General features: G+C 67.7%; 14 protein-coding genes. 10 read left to right on the forward strand and 4 right to left on the reverse strand.

The window, feature by feature from the left end:
• Positions 1–75 precede the first annotated feature (75 nt).
• Positions 76–1,287, forward strand: coding sequence for an LCP family protein (locus B2P18_RS07495; protein WP_286957774.1), 1,212 nt, complete (start codon positions 76–78; stop codon positions 1,285–1,287).
• 96 nt (positions 1,288–1,383) lie between these two features.
• Positions 1,384–2,805, forward strand: coding sequence for a polysaccharide biosynthesis tyrosine autokinase (locus tag B2P18_RS07500; protein ID WP_286957786.1), 1,422 nt, complete (start codon positions 1,384–1,386; stop codon positions 2,803–2,805).
• Here B2P18_RS07500 and B2P18_RS07505 read toward each other — a convergent pair.
• Positions 2,802–3,407, reverse strand: coding sequence for a hypothetical protein (locus tag B2P18_RS07505; RefSeq protein ID WP_286957792.1), 606 nt, complete (start codon positions 3,405–3,407; stop codon positions 2,802–2,804). The two genes, B2P18_RS07500 and B2P18_RS07505, sit on opposite strands and share 4 nt — an antisense overlap.
• 180 nt (positions 3,408–3,587) lie before the next feature.
• On the opposite strand from B2P18_RS07505, the gene B2P18_RS07510 reads away from it, so the two are divergent.
• Complete coding sequence (locus tag B2P18_RS07510) at positions 3,588–5,429, forward strand: polysaccharide biosynthesis protein (RefSeq protein ID WP_286957794.1); 1,842 nt, start codon at positions 3,588–3,590, stop codon at positions 5,427–5,429.
• Here B2P18_RS07510 and B2P18_RS07515 read toward each other — a convergent pair.
• Positions 5,426–6,028, reverse strand: a complete 603-nt coding sequence (locus tag B2P18_RS07515) for a sugar transferase (protein WP_286957797.1) — start codon at positions 6,026–6,028, stop codon at positions 5,426–5,428. The two genes, B2P18_RS07510 and B2P18_RS07515, sit on opposite strands and share 4 nt — an antisense overlap.
• The gene (locus tag B2P18_RS07520; protein WP_286957804.1) at positions 6,025–7,176 is read right to left on the reverse strand and encodes a DegT/DnrJ/EryC1/StrS family aminotransferase; all 1,152 of its coding nucleotides are present in this window, start codon (positions 7,174–7,176) and stop codon (positions 6,025–6,027) included. The genes B2P18_RS07515 and B2P18_RS07520 overlap by 4 nt, the downstream gene beginning before the upstream one ends.
• Positions 7,177–7,268: 92 nt before the next feature.
• Between B2P18_RS07520 and B2P18_RS07525 the strand changes: the two genes are divergently transcribed.
• The 7 genes from B2P18_RS07525 (at position 7,269) to B2P18_RS07555 (ending at position 14,081) form a co-directional block, all read left to right on the forward strand.
• Entirely contained in the window at positions 7,269–8,501 is a 1,233-nt protein-coding gene (locus tag B2P18_RS07525) for a glycosyltransferase family 4 protein (RefSeq protein ID WP_286957806.1), read from the forward strand.
• Positions 8,501–9,532, forward strand: a complete 1,032-nt coding sequence (locus B2P18_RS07530; RefSeq protein WP_286957811.1) for an SDR family NAD(P)-dependent oxidoreductase — start codon at positions 8,501–8,503, stop codon at positions 9,530–9,532. Before B2P18_RS07525 ends, B2P18_RS07530 begins: the two co-directional genes overlap by 1 nt.
• Positions 9,529–10,626 carry an NAD-dependent epimerase/dehydratase family protein gene (locus B2P18_RS07535; RefSeq protein WP_286957814.1) on the forward strand — a complete coding sequence of 366 codons (1,098 nt, stop codon included), beginning with the start codon at positions 9,529–9,531 and terminating at the stop codon, positions 10,624–10,626. The genes B2P18_RS07530 and B2P18_RS07535 overlap by 4 nt, the downstream gene beginning before the upstream one ends.
• Entirely contained in the window at positions 10,623–11,228 is a 606-nt protein-coding gene (locus tag B2P18_RS07540; RefSeq protein ID WP_286957816.1) for a GNAT family N-acetyltransferase, read from the forward strand. The genes B2P18_RS07535 and B2P18_RS07540 overlap by 4 nt, the downstream gene beginning before the upstream one ends.
• Positions 11,225–12,355 carry a non-hydrolyzing UDP-N-acetylglucosamine 2-epimerase gene (gene wecB, locus B2P18_RS07545; protein ID WP_286957823.1) on the forward strand — a complete coding sequence of 377 codons (1,131 nt, stop codon included), beginning with the start codon at positions 11,225–11,227 and terminating at the stop codon, positions 12,353–12,355. The genes B2P18_RS07540 and wecB overlap by 4 nt, the downstream gene beginning before the upstream one ends.
• A 274-nt stretch (positions 12,356–12,629) precedes the next feature.
• The gene (locus tag B2P18_RS07550) at positions 12,630–12,917 is read left to right on the forward strand and encodes a DapH/DapD/GlmU-related protein (protein ID WP_286957835.1); all 288 of its coding nucleotides are present in this window, start codon (positions 12,630–12,632) and stop codon (positions 12,915–12,917) included.
• 12 nt (positions 12,918–12,929) lie between these two features.
• Positions 12,930–14,081, forward strand: a complete 1,152-nt coding sequence (locus B2P18_RS07555) for a glycosyltransferase family protein (RefSeq protein WP_286957825.1) — start codon at positions 12,930–12,932, stop codon at positions 14,079–14,081.
• Between the two features lie 1,066 nt (positions 14,082–15,147).
• On the opposite strand, the gene B2P18_RS07560 is transcribed toward B2P18_RS07555, so the two are convergent.
• Positions 15,148–15,332: hypothetical protein (locus B2P18_RS07560; protein ID WP_286957827.1), on the reverse strand; the 185-nt coding region annotated here is incomplete at its 5' end.

Genomic DNA, 15,332 nt, shown 5'->3' on the forward strand with positions numbered 1-15,332 from the left:
ACACGGAGCGACAACACAGAGTGCTTGACGGTTGCTTTGTGTTACATCACTCCCCCAGGCAACTACTCTGGTCGTATGCCGGTCCCTCCCTCTCCCACCGAGCGCGACATCGAGGCGCCCGACGCGGGCCCTGACGGTCATGCCGTGCCCCGACGTCGACGCCGGTGGCTCAAGCCCCTGGCGTGGACGCTCGCCGCCGTCCTCGTGCTGTGCGCCGCCGCGGTCGGCGGCTATGCCTGGCACCTGCGCCGGACCGTGTCCGACAACGTGCAGCGCGCGCCCCTGCTGCCCGACGCGCCGGCCGAGCACCGGATCGTCCCGCAGGACGACAAGGGCAACCTGGTCGACAGCAGCGGCAAGGTCGTGACGGACCAGCAGGGCAAGCCGGTCGACGCCGGGGCCGCGCACGTCGATGCGAAGGGCCAGATCGTCGACCAGCAGGGCAAGCCCATCCTGTCCGGCGGCAAGCCCATCCTCGGCACCGCCTCGGAGGAGGTCGCGCAGCCAAAGAAGGTGGGAACGTCGAAGAACTCGCTCAACTACCTGGTGCTGGGCAGCGACTCGCGCGGCTCCGACCAGGGTCGCTCCGACGTCATCGTCGTCGCCCACGTGTCCGACGACCGCAAGCGCGTCGACCTCGTCCACTTCCCCCGCGACCTCTACGTCACCATCCCGGGGCGCGGCAAGAACAAGATCAATGCGGCCTACCAGTACGGCGGCGCGCCGCTGCTGGTGCAGACGATCCAGCCCCTGATCGGGGTGCCGATCGACCACGTCGCCACCATCGACTTCAACGGCTTCACGTCGATGACCGACGCGATCGGCGGCGTCGACGTGCCGACCGACGCGGGCGTCCGCCACGTCAACGGGACGCAGGGTCTGGCCTGGGTGCGCGAGCGCTACGGCCTCGACCAGGGCGACATCAGCCGGGGCAAGCGGCAGATGGCGTTCATCCGCGCCGTCCTGACCAAGGGACTGTCCCGCGACGTCCTGCTCAACCCGCGCGAGTTCTCGAGCTATCTCGACGCCGGCACGCGCAACATGACCGTGGACAGCGGCTTCACGGTGGACGAGATGCAAAAGGTCGCGCTCAGCATGCGCAACGTGCGCGGCGGCGACATCCACACGACGACGGCGCCGTGGGTCGCGGCCGAGCCGGGCCCCAACAACATGTCGATCGTCGTCATGAGCCGCAGCCAGATGGCCACGCTGGCCGAGCACCTGCGCACCGACTCGATGGCGACGTATGTCGACAACGTGTCTCCCAAGCAGGGTTTTGGCGGGTAGGTCCCACCTCGCCCCCGTTTCACCCGATAGCATCACGCTCAGTATTCAGACATGCGCCGACCGTAAGGTCCGCGCCCGGGAGAAGAGAGACTCCTCGTGGACCTGCAGGACTACCTCCGCGTCGTGCGGAAGCGTTGGCGCATCATCGTCGCGGTCACCTGCCTCGCAGTGCTGGCCGCTGCCGCCCTGACGATCCTCACGCCCCGGACCTACCAGTCCACGGCCCAGCTCTTCATCTCCACGGCCAACAGCGAGACGACCGCCGAGTTGGCCCAAGGCAGCACCTTCACGCAGAAGCAGATGAAGACCTATGCCGACGTGATCACGTCACCCAAGGTGCTGGACCCCGTCCACGACGCGTTGGGCGTCGACCGCTCGGCCAGCCTGGCACGCTCCGTCACGGCCACCACGCCTCCCGACACCGTGCTCCTCAACGTCTCCGTCGTCGACCGCGACAAGGCCAAGGCCGCTCAAGTCGCCAACGCCGTGGCCGAGGAGTTCACCTCGACCATCCAGGAGCTGCAGTCGGTCAAGGCCGGCCAGCAGAGCCCGGTCAAGGCCACCGTCGTGCGGCCGGCCATCGAGGGCTCCGCACCCGTCGCGCCTCGTCCTGCCCGCAACCTCGCCCTCGGCCTGCTCCTGGGTCTGCTGCTCGGCCTCGGTCTCGCGCTGCTCCGCGACCTGCTGGACACCTCCATCAAGGGCGAGCGGGACGTCAAGGAGGTCACCGACGAGACGATCATCGGCGGCATCCACTTCGACCCCGACGCCAAGACCCACCCGCTCATCGTGCAGGGCGACCCGCAGAGCACGCGCGCCGAGGCCTTCCGCACGCTGCGCACCAACCTCCAGTTCGTCGACGCGGCCAACCACCCCAAGGTGCTGGTATTCACCTCGTCCCTGCCGGGCGAGGGCAAGTCCACCACCACGGCCAACCTCGCGCTGACGATGGGCGCCGGCGGCGCGCGCGTCTGCGTCGTCGAGGGCGACCTGCGTCGTCCGCGGCTGCTGCAGTACATGGGCCTCGAGGGCGGCGTGGGTCTGACGACGGTGCTCATCGGCGACGCCGAGCTGGACGACGTGCTCCAGCCCTTCGGACAGAACGTCCACGTCCTCGGGGCCGGACCGATCCCGCCCAACCCGAGCGAGCTGCTCGGCTCGGACCCCATGCGCGCGGTGCTCGACGAGCTGCGCCAGCGGTTCGACTACGTGATCATCGACGCTCCCCCGGTGCTGCCCGTCACGGACGCGGCGGTCGTGTCCCGTCTCGCCGACGGCGCCGTCATGGTCGTGGGTGCCGGGGTGATCAAGAAGGAGGACCTCAGCCGGGCCCTCGACACCCTGGAGACGGTGGGGGCGCGCGTGCTGGGGCTCGTCGTGAACCGCGTGCCGACCAAGGGCGCGGACGGCTACTCCTACTACGGCGAGCGCTACGCCTATCGCTCGTCCGAGCCGGCCATGCCCGTCGAGCGCACACCGTCGGGGTCCGGCGCCCACCGGGAGTCGACGACGGTCTAGCGGCTCCCCGCGCCGGCACCGGCTCCCGCACCGAGGACGCGCAGCACCTGTGGCAGCGCGTCCTCGACCTGTGTGGACATGGTGTCGAAGGCGTCTCGACCCTGACGGAAGGGGTCGACGACGTCGGCCTCCCTCGGCTCCAGCGGCGGACGCAGGCCTCGCTTCGAGGCGATCAGCGGGACCACCTCGTCCAGCCACGCACGGGCCGACGTGCGGCCCGGCAGCTCGTCGTCGGCCACACCCTCCGCGAGCTGAGCGAGGTCGCGCAGGGCGTGGATGCGCGACAGCGCCCGCGGATAGAGGCGGCTGACGGCTCCCCGGTGGTCGCGGGTGGCCACGATGACGAGCTGGGCGTCCGACACCAGCTCGCGGGTGATGGCTCGCGCGCGGAAGTCCTCACCCGCGCCGCCTGCCACCCCGAGCCGGGACAGCGCGTCGGGCTCCATGGCGGCATCCACCAGGGCCCCCGTCCCGGCGCTGCTGACCTCCACGGCCCCCGGGCCCCAGGCCCGATCCAGCTCGTGCTGCAGCCGCCGCTCGATGTAGGGCGACCGGCAGACATTGCCGGTGCAGACGGTCAGGATCCGGGCAGGCTCGCTCATGACGCAACCGTATGCCGGAGCGTCCGCACATCGCGCTCTATGACGACATCTGGTTGATACGGCAAAGACAATCCGTGACCAAATCCCCCACAAGGCCGTAGGGACGCCATTCGTCGGTTACTCTGAGCATACGCCAAGCTACCCTGCGTGACTCAGCAGGGACCCCCACAGGAGTGGCCCATGCTCGCCCCCCGGCGACGAGATCGGTTCGTCCGAGTGACCTGGTGCCTCGTCGACGCCTCGGTCTGGGTCGTCGCGATCTACGCCGCCACCTGGCTTCGTCATGCCTACGAGCTGGAGCCGACCTTCGTCCGCAACACCGCGATCGTCGCGGGAGCCGCGGCACTGGGCCACGTCGTCGTGTCCTTCGCCACCGGCCCCTATCGCAAGGGGCACGTGCGGGGGTCCTTCGAGGAGGTCCTGGAGGTGGCGGCCACCGTCGCCATCGTGTGCTCCGGCCTCATGGCCTGGGCCATGACGGCCCGGCCCATCGTGGTCCCGCGCACCGTCCCGATCATGGCCGCGCTCATCGCCTCGCTCGCCATGATGGCGACCCGCTTCGTCATCCGGGCGGCACGCCAGCGGCACTGGGCGACCCTGGAGGGCAAGGAGCGGATCCTCGTCTTCGGCGCCGGCAACGGCGGTCGGCTGCTGATCCGCAACCTGCGTCACGACCCGACCTCCCCCTACATCCCGGTCGCCCTGCTCGACGACGACCGCGGCAAGCGACGGAGGTCCTTCGACGGCGTGCGGGTGAGCGGCGGGCGCAAGGACATCGCCAAGGTCGCCGAGAGGTACGACGCGGACAAGATGGTCATCGCCATCCCGAGCGCAGGCACCGACACCATCCGCGAGCTGCGGCAGGCCGCCATGGAGGCAGGGGTCAAGGCCTTGGTCGTCCCCACCATGAGCGCCATGGTGGGCCGCACCCCCACGTCGCACGACATCCGCGACATCAACCTGGAGGACCTCCTGGGTCGACGTCCGATCACGCTGGACCAGTCCAGCATCGCCACCACCCTCGAGAACCGCGTGGTCCTCGTGACCGGCGCCGGGGGCAGCATCGGCAGCGAGCTGTGCCGACAGATCGCCAAGTTCCACCCGGCCAAGCTGGTCATGCTCGACCGCGACGAGTCCGCCCTGCAGTCGGTGCAGCTCGACCTCGACGGCCACGGCCTGCTCCAGAACGACAGCATCGTCCTCGCGGACATCCGGGACCAGGAGGCCATGCAGCGGGTCTTCGGGCAGCACCGTCCCCAGGTCGTCTTCCACGCGGCCGCGCTCAAGCACCTCCCCCTCTTGGAGCGCTATCCCCTCGAGGCGTGGAAGTCCAATGTCCTCGGCACGCTGAACGTCCTTCGCGCAGCCCAGGCCTCCGGTGTCCAGACCTTCGTCAACATCTCGACGGACAAGGCGGCCGACCCCGTCTGCGTGCTCGGCTACAGCAAGCGCATCGCCGAGCGGTTGACCGCTGATGTGGCACAGCAGTCCGAGGGCCGCTACATGAGCGTGAGATTCGGGAACGTCCTCGGCAGCCGCGGCTCGGTGATCCCGGCCTTCACGCGACAGATCACGCAGGGCGGTCCGGTCACCGTGACGCACCCCGACGTGCAGCGCTACTTCATGCTCATCCCCGAGGCCTGCCAGCTGGTCATGCAGGCTGCCACCATGGGGGATCACGGGGAGGTGATGGTGCTCGACATGGGGACCCCGGTGCGCATCAAGGAGATCGCCGAGACCCTGATCGGGATGTCGGGTCGCCAGGACGTCGAGATCGTCTACACCGGCCTGCGCCCGGGGGAGAAGATGTCCGAGGACCTCTTCAACGCGGCGGACGAGTCCCGCGTCACGGCGCACCCCCTGGTCACCAGCGTGGACGTGCCGCGACTGGACGGCACCACGGTGGACGGTATGCCGCTCACCCACGAGCGGGCCGCCGGGTGGATGCGCGGCTGCGCCCGGGAGGGCCAGGGGCCGCTGCGGCACCTCCAGGACGTGACCGACACCGTGTCGAGCGCCTAGTCGAGCAGAACCGCTCGCACCGTCTGGCCCACGACGCGCATGTCGCCGGAGAGGGAGCGGCCCCGGACGTAGTCGGCATACATCCGTGCCTTGCGAGGGAGGATGACGTCGACGTAGTGGCGGTAGGCATCAGGTGCTGCCGCCAGCTCGTCCGCCTCGTGCCGGTAGGCGACGCTCGCCGGATCCGTGATCCCGGGGCGCACCGAGAGGATGACGGGCGCGAGCTCGGCGGGCCACAGCGCGACGAACTCCGGCACCTCGGGCCGCGGCCCCACCAGGCTCATCTCGCCGCGCAGCACGTCATACAGCTGCGGTAGCTCGTCGAGCTTGGTGCGCCGCAGCAGCCGCCCGACGCGCGTCACGCGCACGTCGTCGCTCCCGCTCACGGCCGGGCCACCCCCGGCCGCCCGCATGGTGCGGAACTTGTGGATGCGGAAGTGCCGCCCCCCGGCGCCCACACGCTCCTGCGTGAAGAGCACCGGGCCGCCGTCCTCGCGCCGGACCGCCACCGCGACGGCGAGCGCGACGGGGGCGGTGAGCACCAGCCCCGCACCGGCGACCGCGATGTCGAGCAGCCGCTTGGCGTCGGGCACCGTCACAGGCACGAGCGCACCGCTGCGATCACGCGGTCGACCTGGTCGTCGGTCATGGCCGAGAAGGCCGGGAGGCTCACGACGCGGCCGAACTGGTCCTCGGCCACCGGGAAGTCCTCCGGACGGGCGGAGCACTGCTCCCGCCAGTAGGGGTGGCGGTGCAGGGGGATGAAGTGGACGCTGCAGCCGACGCCCGCGTCCGCCATCCGACCGATGAAGGCGTCGCGAGCAGCCCCGCCTCCCGGCACCCGGACGATGTAGAGGTGCCAGGCGTGCCCGTCCGGCTCGGCGGCCCTCGCCGGCAGGCCCAGACCGGTGTCGGCCAGCGCGGCGTCGTAGCGTGCGGCGATCGCAGCGCGGGCGTCCCGCATCTGGGTCGCCCGGCTCAGCTGGACCCGCCCCATGGCGGCGGCCGGGTCGGGGAGGTTGTACTTGAACCCCGGCGCCACGACCTCGTAGTGCCAGGAGGGCTTGGTGCTGCGGTAACGGTCGAAGACGTCGCGGCTGATGCCGTGCAGCCGCATCGTCCGGATCCGGCGGGCCATCTCGGGGTCGGCGGTGACGACCATGCCCCCCTCCCCGGTGGTGATGGTCTTGGTGGCGTAGAAGCTGAAGACCACGGCGTCGCTGTCGCTCTGCCCGACGAGGTCGCCCCCGGACCTGACGGGGAAGGCGTGGGCGGCGTCCTCCACCACCTTCAGCCCGTGCTCGTCCGCGAAGTCGCGCAGGGCACGGCGGTCGACCGGGAGCCCGGCCATGTGCACGGGCAGCACCGCCTTGGTGCGACCTGTGACGGCGGCCCGGGCGCGCTCGACGTCGAGGTTCAGCGTCAGGGGGTCGACGTCGACCAGCACGGGCTGGGCCCCGAGATACCTCACCACCTCAGCGGTCGACGTGAAGGTCCAGTCTGGCACCAGCACCTCGTCGCCGGGCCCCACGGCGAGCGCCTCGAGGGCCAGGTGCAGCCCCGCGGTGGCGGAGTTGACGGCGATGGCCTCCCGCCCCCCACCGAGGAACTCCGCGAACTCCCGCTCGAAGGCCGCTGCGTTGGGCCCGGTGGTCAGCCACCCGGATCGCATCGCCTCCGCCGCGGCCTGCACCTCGGCCTCACCGATGTCGGGGAGGGCGAAGGGGATGAATGGCGCAGGTGCCACATTCACTCCTTAACGGTCAAGTCGCCACGGAAAGTCACCGATACATTACACTCTGTACTGTCATCTCAGGCGATCGGCTGGAGGAGGTATCGGTGCGGATTGGTCTGCTCACGCAGTGGTACGAACCTGAGCCCGGGCCAGCCGCCCTCCCTTCCGCGCTCGCTCGTGGCCTGGCCGGTCGCGGCCACGACGTCCAGGTCCTGACGGGATACCCCAACTACCCCACGGGGCGCGTGACGGAGGGTTACCAGGTCCGCCGTTGCGAGGACCATCTGGTGGACGGCGTCCAGGTTCGACGGGTGGCGCTCTACCCCAGCCACGACGGCTTGAGCGCCCGACGCCTGCTGAACTACGCCTCCTTCGGCGCCTCGTCCCTGGTCAACGGCCTCTCGACGCTGCGGGGGCTCGACGCCCTGTGGGTCAACTACTCCCCCGTGACCGTGGCACCCACCATGTGGGCCGCCCGCCACCTCCATGGCGTCCCGCTGGTCACGCACGTGCTGGACCTCTGGCCGGACACGGTCACCGCCTCGGGGCACGGTGGCGGCGTCATCGGGTCCGGGGTGACACGCGCCCTGGACCTGTGGTGCCGGGGCATGTATGCCGCGTCTGCTGCGGTCGCCTACATCTCGCCCGGCGTGGGTCGCATCCTGCAGACCCGCGGGGTGCCGGCCGACCGGCTGCACTACGTGCCGATGTGGGCCGACGAGACGGTGTTTCGTCCTGGTGGCCGCTCGATGCGCGCGGAGCTGGGGCTGAGCGAGGACCAGGTGGTCCTGCTCTACGCCGGGGCCATGGGCGGGGCGCAGGGCCTCGAGACCCTGATCGAGGCCTGCGCGCTGGTCCGAGACCCCCGGGTGGTCTGCGTGCTGGCCGGGTCGGGCACCCACGAGGAGCAGCTGCGTCGGCAGGCCCGCGAGGCGGACCTGCGCAACGTGAGGTTCATCGGCCGGGTCCCGCAGTCGTCGATGACGGACCTCATGGCCACGGCGGACGCGACCTACCTCAGCCTGCGCGACCACCCGCACTCCCGCGTCACCATGCCCAGCAAGTGCCAGGCATCGCTGGCCGCAGGCGTCCCGGTGATCGCGGCCGCGGCGGGGGACGTCGCCGGCGTGGTCGAGGCGTCGGGCGGCTGGGCCGTCCCCGGCGACCGCCCCGAGGCCATCGCCGACGCCCTGGACCGCCTGGCCCGGCTCACCGAGGCCGAGCGCCGCCGACGCGCGCTCACGGCTCGCCGCTACTACACCACGGAGTTCTCCCTCGACCGAGGGGTGGACCACGTCGAACGGCTTCTTGTCGAGGCCATGAGAGGAACCACCTGATGCCCGGGATGTCCCTGTCCGCCGCCACCGTCACGATCACGGGCGGCACCGGCTCCTTTGGCAAGACCATGGCTCGACACCTGCTCAGCCAGGGCGTCGGCCAGGTCCACATCCTCAGCCGTGACGAGGCCAAGCAGGACCAGATGCGCAAGGACTTCGGCGACGATCGCCTCAAGTTCTACCTCGGCGACGTCCGTGACGTCGACAGTGTCGCCGCCGCTGTGCGCGGCTCCGACTTCGTCTTCCACGCGGCTGCGCTCAAGCAGGTCCCGTCGTGCGAGTTCTTCCCCCAGCAGGCGGTGAAGACCAACGTCGAGGGCAGCCACAACGTCATCGAGGCGTCCGCCGCGGCCGGCGTCAGCACCGTGGTGTGCCTGAGCACCGACAAGGCGGTATACCCCGTCAACGCCATGGGGATGTCGAAGGCGTTGATGGAGAAGACGGCTCAGGCCTACGCCCGCAACAACCCCACGAGCAGGACGACCGTCGCGGTGACCCGCTACGGCAACGTCATGTACTCCCGCGGCTCAGTCATCCCCCTCTTCCTCGAGCAGCTGCGCGCAGGCAGGCCCCTCACCATCACCGACCCCGAGATGACGCGCTTCCTCATGTCGCTGGCGGACTCGGTCGACCTCGTCCTGCATGCCTTCGAGCACGCCGAGCCCGGTGACCTCTTCGTCCGCAAGGCGCCGGCGAGCAGCGTCGACGTCCTGGCCCGCGCCGTGGCGTCCATCGCCGGGGAGGACTCCCCAACCGTCGACGTGATCGGCACCCGCCACGGCGAGAAGCTCCACGAGACCCTCCTGTCCTGGGAGGAGGTGCTGCGGTCGTCCGACGAAGGTGACTACTTCCGGGTGCCGCTGGACGCGAGGTCCCTGCAGTACGAGAAGTACGTCGAGGAGGGCGAGGACAAGCCCCGCATGCTCGAGGCCTACAACTCGGCCAACACGACCCGTCTGGACGTCGAGCAGACCAAGGAGCTGCTGAGGACCCTGCCCGAGGTCCGCCTGCTGCTGGAGCGTGGGCTGTGAAGGTTCTCCTCACCGGGGCAGGAGGATTCCTCGGCTGGCACACGCGGGTCCGCCTGGCGGCTCTGACCGACCACGAGGTCGTGGCCGTGGACCGTGAGTCCTTCAGCCGTATGCCGGAGCTGGCGCAGGGCTGTGACGCCGTGCTGCACGTGGCCGGGATCAACCGGGCGTCCGACGACGAGGTCGAGCGCGGCAACGTCGAGCTTGCGCAGGCCGTCGCCGAGGCGGTCCGCAGCTCGGGCTCGATCGACACCGTCGTCTACGCGAACACGGTTCACGCGGGCGCCGACTCGGCATACGGCCGAGGGAAGTCCCAGGCGACCGAGGCCCTCCGGGCGAGCGGAGCCAAGGTGGTCGACGTCCGGCTGCCCAACCTGTTCGGCGAGCACGGCCGCCCGGGCTACAACTCCTTCGTCGCGACCTTCGCCCACGCGGTCGCTCGCGACGAGGCGCCGACCTCCGTGCAGGACAAGGAGATCGGCCTCCTCCACGTGCAGGACGCCGCCCAGGTCCTCATGGATGGACTCACGAGCACCGGCACCGAGCTGGCTCCGGAGCCCCACCCGACGTCGGTCCAGGAAGTCCTGGACAAGCTGACGTCCTACCGCGAGACCTACCGCAGCGGCGACATTCCCGCCCTGCCGACCGACTTCGACGTCAACCTCTTCAACACCCTTCGTGCGGCGCTGTTTCCGCAGTCGTACCCCATCGGCCTCACGCCGCACAGCGACGACCGCGGCCGGCTCGTCGAGACGGTGCGCAGCCACGGCGGGCAGGGGCAGACCTTCGTGTCGACGACGCGATGCGGCATCACCCGGGGCGAGCACTACCACCTCGGCAAGATCGAGCGGTTCGTCGTGCTCGGTGGGCGCGCTCGCATCTCCCTTCGCCGCGTGTTCCACGACGACGTGATCGACTTCGAGGTGGACGGCACCGAGCCGGTGGCCATCGACATGCCCACCATGTGGGTCCACAACATCACCAACATCGGCGACACCGAGCTCTTGACTCAGTTCTGGACGCACACCCTGTTCGACCCCGCTGCTCCCGACACGTTCTGGGAACCGGTCCGACAGGCGGTCCAGCGGCCATGAGCATCTCCATCGCCCCGTTGCACCCCGCAGACGTCGACCAGCTCGTCGACCTTCACCGGCGGGCGTTCCCCAAGTTCTTCCTCAGCCAGCTCGGACCGGCCTTCCTCACGCAGTTCTACCGAGGCTTCCTGACCGACCCGACGAGCATCACCGCGGTGGCCCGGGACGACTCGGGCCGCGTCGTCGGCAGCGTGGTGGGGACGACCTCCCCCGCCGGCTTCTTCGGACGGCTGCTCCGCCGCCGGATGGCAGGTTTCGTCCTGGCGAGCGCCCAGGCGGCCATCGCGGATCCGCGCCGCACGCCACGCCTCCTCCGAGGCGTCGCCTACCGCGGGCAGGCGGGCACTGCGGTCGACGGAGCCTTGCTCTCCTCCATCTGCGTGGACCCGGCCCTCCAGGGACACGGCGTGGGACGCACCCTCATCACCGCCTGGTCGCACACCGCCCGGTCCCGGGGCGCCGACCTCGCCTTCCTGACGACGGACGCCCACGACAACGACGCCACCAACGCGTTCTACCTCCAGTCAGGCTGGCGGTGCGCCGACACCTTCACCACCGCCGAAGGTCGAATGATGAACCGCTACGAGAAGGAGCTCGGATGAGCACGCGGCTGAAGGTCATGACGGTGGTCGGCACCCGGCCCGAGCTGATCCGGTTGTCCCGGGTCCTCGCCCGCCTCGACGAGGCCGTCGACCACGTCCTGGTGCACACCGGCCAGAACTACGACTACACCCTCAACCAGGTGTTCTTCGACGACCTCGGGATCCGCCAGCCCGACCACATGCTAGGGGTGGACACCTCGTCGCTCGGCCGCGTGCTGGGCGAGACCCTGATCAAGACCGAGGAGGTGCTGAGGGCCGAGCGGCCGGACGCGATGCTCGTCCTTGGTGACACCAACTCGTGCATCGCCGCGGTCATGGCCAAGCGGATGCGCATCCCCGTGTATCACATGGAGGCCGGCAACCGCTGCTTCGACGAGAACGTCCCGGAGGAGACCAACCGTCGCCTGGTGGATCACGTCGCCGACTTCAACCTCGTCTACACCGAGCACGCCCGCCGCAACCTTCTGGCGGAGGGCCTCCACCCTCGCCGCATCCTGCTGACCGGATCTCCGATGGGTGAGGTTCTCGAGCACTATCGCCCACAGATCGAGGCGTCCGACGTCCTGGCCAGGCTGTCCCTGGAGGAGCGGGGCTACTTCCTCGTCTCGGCACACCGCGAGGAGAACGTCGACTCGCCCGCACGTCTGCAGCAGCTGCTGGCGTGCCTCACCCGCGTGCGGGAGACCTTTGCGCTCCCCGTCTTCGTGAGCACCCACCCCCGGACGCGCAAGCGCCTGGAGGCCCTCCCGGGCTGGACCGAGCCAGAGGGCATCACCTTCAGCGAGCCACTCGGGTTCCACGACTACAACAAGCTCCAGCTCGCCTCCGCCTGCGTGCTCTCGGACTCCGGGACCATCGCCGAGGAGTCCACCATGCTGGGCTTCCCCGCGATCACCCTCCGAGACTCGATCGAGCGCCCGGAGGCCCTCGACAGCGCCGGCATCATGATGACCGGCCTCGACCCGGACGACGTCGAGGCAGCGGTGAAGGACGTCATGGAACGGCCAAACAAGAGGGGCAGCCGCCTGCCCCAGGAATACGCAGTCACGGACACCTCAGACCGCGCCGTGCGCTTCATCATGTCCACGACCAGGCGCCACCATGCCTGGTCCGGGCTGCGGGGTTGACGTGGCCATCTCTCGATCCAGCAAGCTCTACGCGGTACTTCGCGTCGCTCGCAACCACTCTATTCGCGTCGCCAAGCGCTTGAAGCACGTCCACCCGACGGCCTACATCCATCCCTCCTGCCACGTTTCGCGGGATCTCAGCACCGAGGAATACGTCTTCCTCGGTAACGAGTGTTGGATAGGACCCATGACCCACATCGGTCGATATGCGCTGTTCGGTCCGCGCGTTGCCATCGTCGGCGACGATCACGTCATTGACGCCGTCGGCATCCCTATGCACTTTTCAGGACGGCCAGAGCAGCAATCAACACACATCGGTCGTGATGTATGGGTGGGGTACGGGGCTATCATTCGGCGCGGTACCAGAATTGGCGACGGCGCGATTATCGGCGCTGGCTCTGTGGTAACGGGCGACATCCCACCCTACGAGATATGGGTAGGGTCGCCAGCACGAAAATTACGCGATCGCTTTACTGCGGACGCGTCTGCAGTTCATGCCAAGATGCTGGCTGGTCCCGTCATACCTGCCACCTTTGCCACCCCCCAATCCCACCGACACTAAGGAGGGCAACGCATGAACATTGTAATCCTAACGTCCGCTCACCCAATAGACGACGTGCGCGTCATGACAAAGATCGCCGGTGGCTTTGCCGAACTGGGCCACGATGTAAGTTGGTTCGGTCCGGATCACTCCTTCTTTGGAGGCACTCGTGACACCAGAATAGACTGGCACCTCACCCATCACCGGCCCGGCTATAGGGGGCGTCTCATGGCACTCATTCGGAGCGCCCGGTCGGCTGCATCCATAGAAGACGCCGATTGGATCTATACGCCAGACCCCGATGCTGCGCTAGTGGCCTTGTGGGCAAGTCGCGTCAGTCGATCTCGAACAATATTTGATATACATGAGGAATTTCACAACGGCCTACTGCGACGTGGAGTGAAACAGCCACTCCTGGTCTACATTTTGAGCCGCCTGGTGAAAGCCGCGATATCTTGGATAGCACGCCGGTCTGACCTCACAATTGCCGTTAGCGACACCATCCTTGACACGTACACAAAGACAGGGCAAGCACGCTTAACGGCGCTCAATACCGCCCCCCTGGATTTTTCTCTAGAATCCAGCGCGCCCGCCCCCAGGCATTCAGGCATGCGTGTCATGCACGGCAAAGCCCTGCCAGGTAACGGGACACCGCGCGTCGTACAGGCGATTCGCCTACTGCCTCCGGACTGCGACCTACGCCTCGTATTCATCACACGCGCCTCAGCAAATACGGAGCCCTTCGACCCAGCCATAGAACAGGCCTTGCAGTCCGCGGATGTGGCCCCACACGTCGAGATTATCCCGGGAATACCCCACACTGAAATGCCTAGGCTACTGGCCTCTTGCTCAATCGGAGTAATTTCGTACGGGAGGCTCCTTGGGCAGGCTAGTCTACCCAACCGCCTATTCGAGTACATGGCCGCTGGAATTGCCGTGATCGCCCCCTCATATTCACCAGAGATTGTCCGGATCCTCGATCGTCATAAGTGCGGATTAACGGCCGACTTCGAGGATCCAAATGACATCTGTGAAAAACTTGGTCGACTAGCGCAAGATCCGGAGGCAGCCACAGCTATGGGGGCCCGGGGGAGGCAGGCATTCGTCGAGCACTACGCCTGGGAGGCCCAGATCAAGCGCGTCGAGGCGCGCATGCATGACGTGCAGCTCGGTGGCCGAGCATGAATGAGCAGCAGGGGCCGCGCGAGGATCAGAACGCCCTCGCCCCCCGCCTTCCAGGACCCAGACCTTCACTCGCGATTGGGCCCGCCAACTATGCCGGCCAGGCCACTGCCTGGGCGTCAGCGGCGCGACGTGACCTCAACATTCCCGCATGGTCATTCTCGAGGACGGCGAACTTCAATTTTTCGTCCGACAGGCAGCTTCCCGCAATGTCTGGCATGTCGGAGCTCCGTCGACACGTCCTGCATCCAGCCACCCAAACGGCTCTCCAGGGATCCACACATGTCTACCTGGATGGATTCTTAGCCCTATCCGGCGGACGATGGACGGAGAATCTCGAGCACGATATCAGGGACCTAAAGGACCTGGGGAAAGAACTTGCCTTGGTTTGCCACGGATCCGACGTGCGCGACCCCATTGCCCACATGCGGCGAGTGCCGCACTCGTGGTGGAAGTCCGCTGGGCCGCGGTACTTCCTTCAAACCTTGAAATTGTCCCGCAAGAATCAAAAAATAATCCAACGGAGCGGGCTACCTGTCTTCGTTTCGACCCCTGACCTCCTTCACGACGTGCCCAACGCGGTTTGGCTTCCCCTGACCCTGGACGCCGGCGCTTGGGAATGTGACGAGCCCGCCCTTTCCGGCAACAGGCGGCCACGAGTCCTACACCTCCCGACCCGAAAAAAGCCAGCCATCAAAGGGACATCAACAATCAGCGCAGTGCTCCGACAGCTTGAACACGAGGGCTTGGTCGAACGACTGGAGCCTAACAAAATGTCCCATTCCGATTTTCGAAAAACGCTGAAGAGTGTCGACATAGTCATTGATCAGATTTGCTGCGATTCCTACGGTGCGACGTCGGTCGAATCCATGGCCGCGGGCCGGCTTACCATATCGTCAGTGCTCCAAACTAGAGACCTTGTGGGAGTGGACATTCCAATCTTGGACGCCACCCCGAATACCCTAGAGCCCGTCCTGAGACACATCCTGAAGGATCCAGAGTCGTTCCGAGATGTCGCTGCCCAAGGGCCAGCATATGTGAGACAGATGCACGATGGCAGGGGCGCATCTCAAGCGTTGCTGCAGGCAATTTTTGCCAGAAAACCGTAAAGATCACGAGCGTTCGCTGGCTTGGTCACTTTAACCGGAGTGTCGGTAAATCCATCACCAATGAGGCGGCAACGCATGTGATCGTGGGTGCAGTTGTAGAAGCCGTTAGCGACGCGGCCCATTGCCGGCTCTTCCGACTTGAGCG

The organism is Arsenicicoccus sp. UBA2120 (assembly GCF_002330965.1).
GTDB lineage: Bacteria > Actinomycetota > Actinomycetes > Actinomycetales > Dermatophilaceae > Arsenicicoccus > Arsenicicoccus bolidensis.

What these genes read in the sequence shown, in the direction of transcription:
- B2P18_RS07540 (WP_286957816.1), top strand. Translation starts at nt 10,623, where the DNA reads ATGAGCATCTCCATCGCCCCGTTGCACCCCGCAGACGTCGACCAGCTC.
- B2P18_RS07530 (WP_286957811.1), top strand. Translation starts at nt 8,501, where the DNA reads ATGCCCGGGATGTCCCTGTCCGCCGCCACCGTCACGATCACGGGCGGC.
- B2P18_RS07510 (WP_286957794.1), top strand. Translation starts at nt 3,588, where the DNA reads ATGCTCGCCCCCCGGCGACGAGATCGGTTCGTCCGAGTGACCTGGTGC.
- B2P18_RS07555 (WP_286957825.1), top strand. Translation starts at nt 12,930, where the DNA reads ATGAACATTGTAATCCTAACGTCCGCTCACCCAATAGACGACGTGCGC.
- B2P18_RS07505 (WP_286957792.1), bottom strand. Translation starts at nt 3,407, where the DNA reads ATGAGCGAGCCTGCCCGGATCCTGACCGTCTGCACCGGCAATGTCTGC.
- B2P18_RS07495 (WP_286957774.1), top strand. Translation starts at nt 76, where the DNA reads ATGCCGGTCCCTCCCTCTCCCACCGAGCGCGACATCGAGGCGCCCGAC.
- wecB (WP_286957823.1), top strand. Translation starts at nt 11,225, where the DNA reads ATGAGCACGCGGCTGAAGGTCATGACGGTGGTCGGCACCCGGCCCGAG.
- B2P18_RS07550 (WP_286957835.1), top strand. Translation starts at nt 12,630, where the DNA reads ATGCACTTTTCAGGACGGCCAGAGCAGCAATCAACACACATCGGTCGT.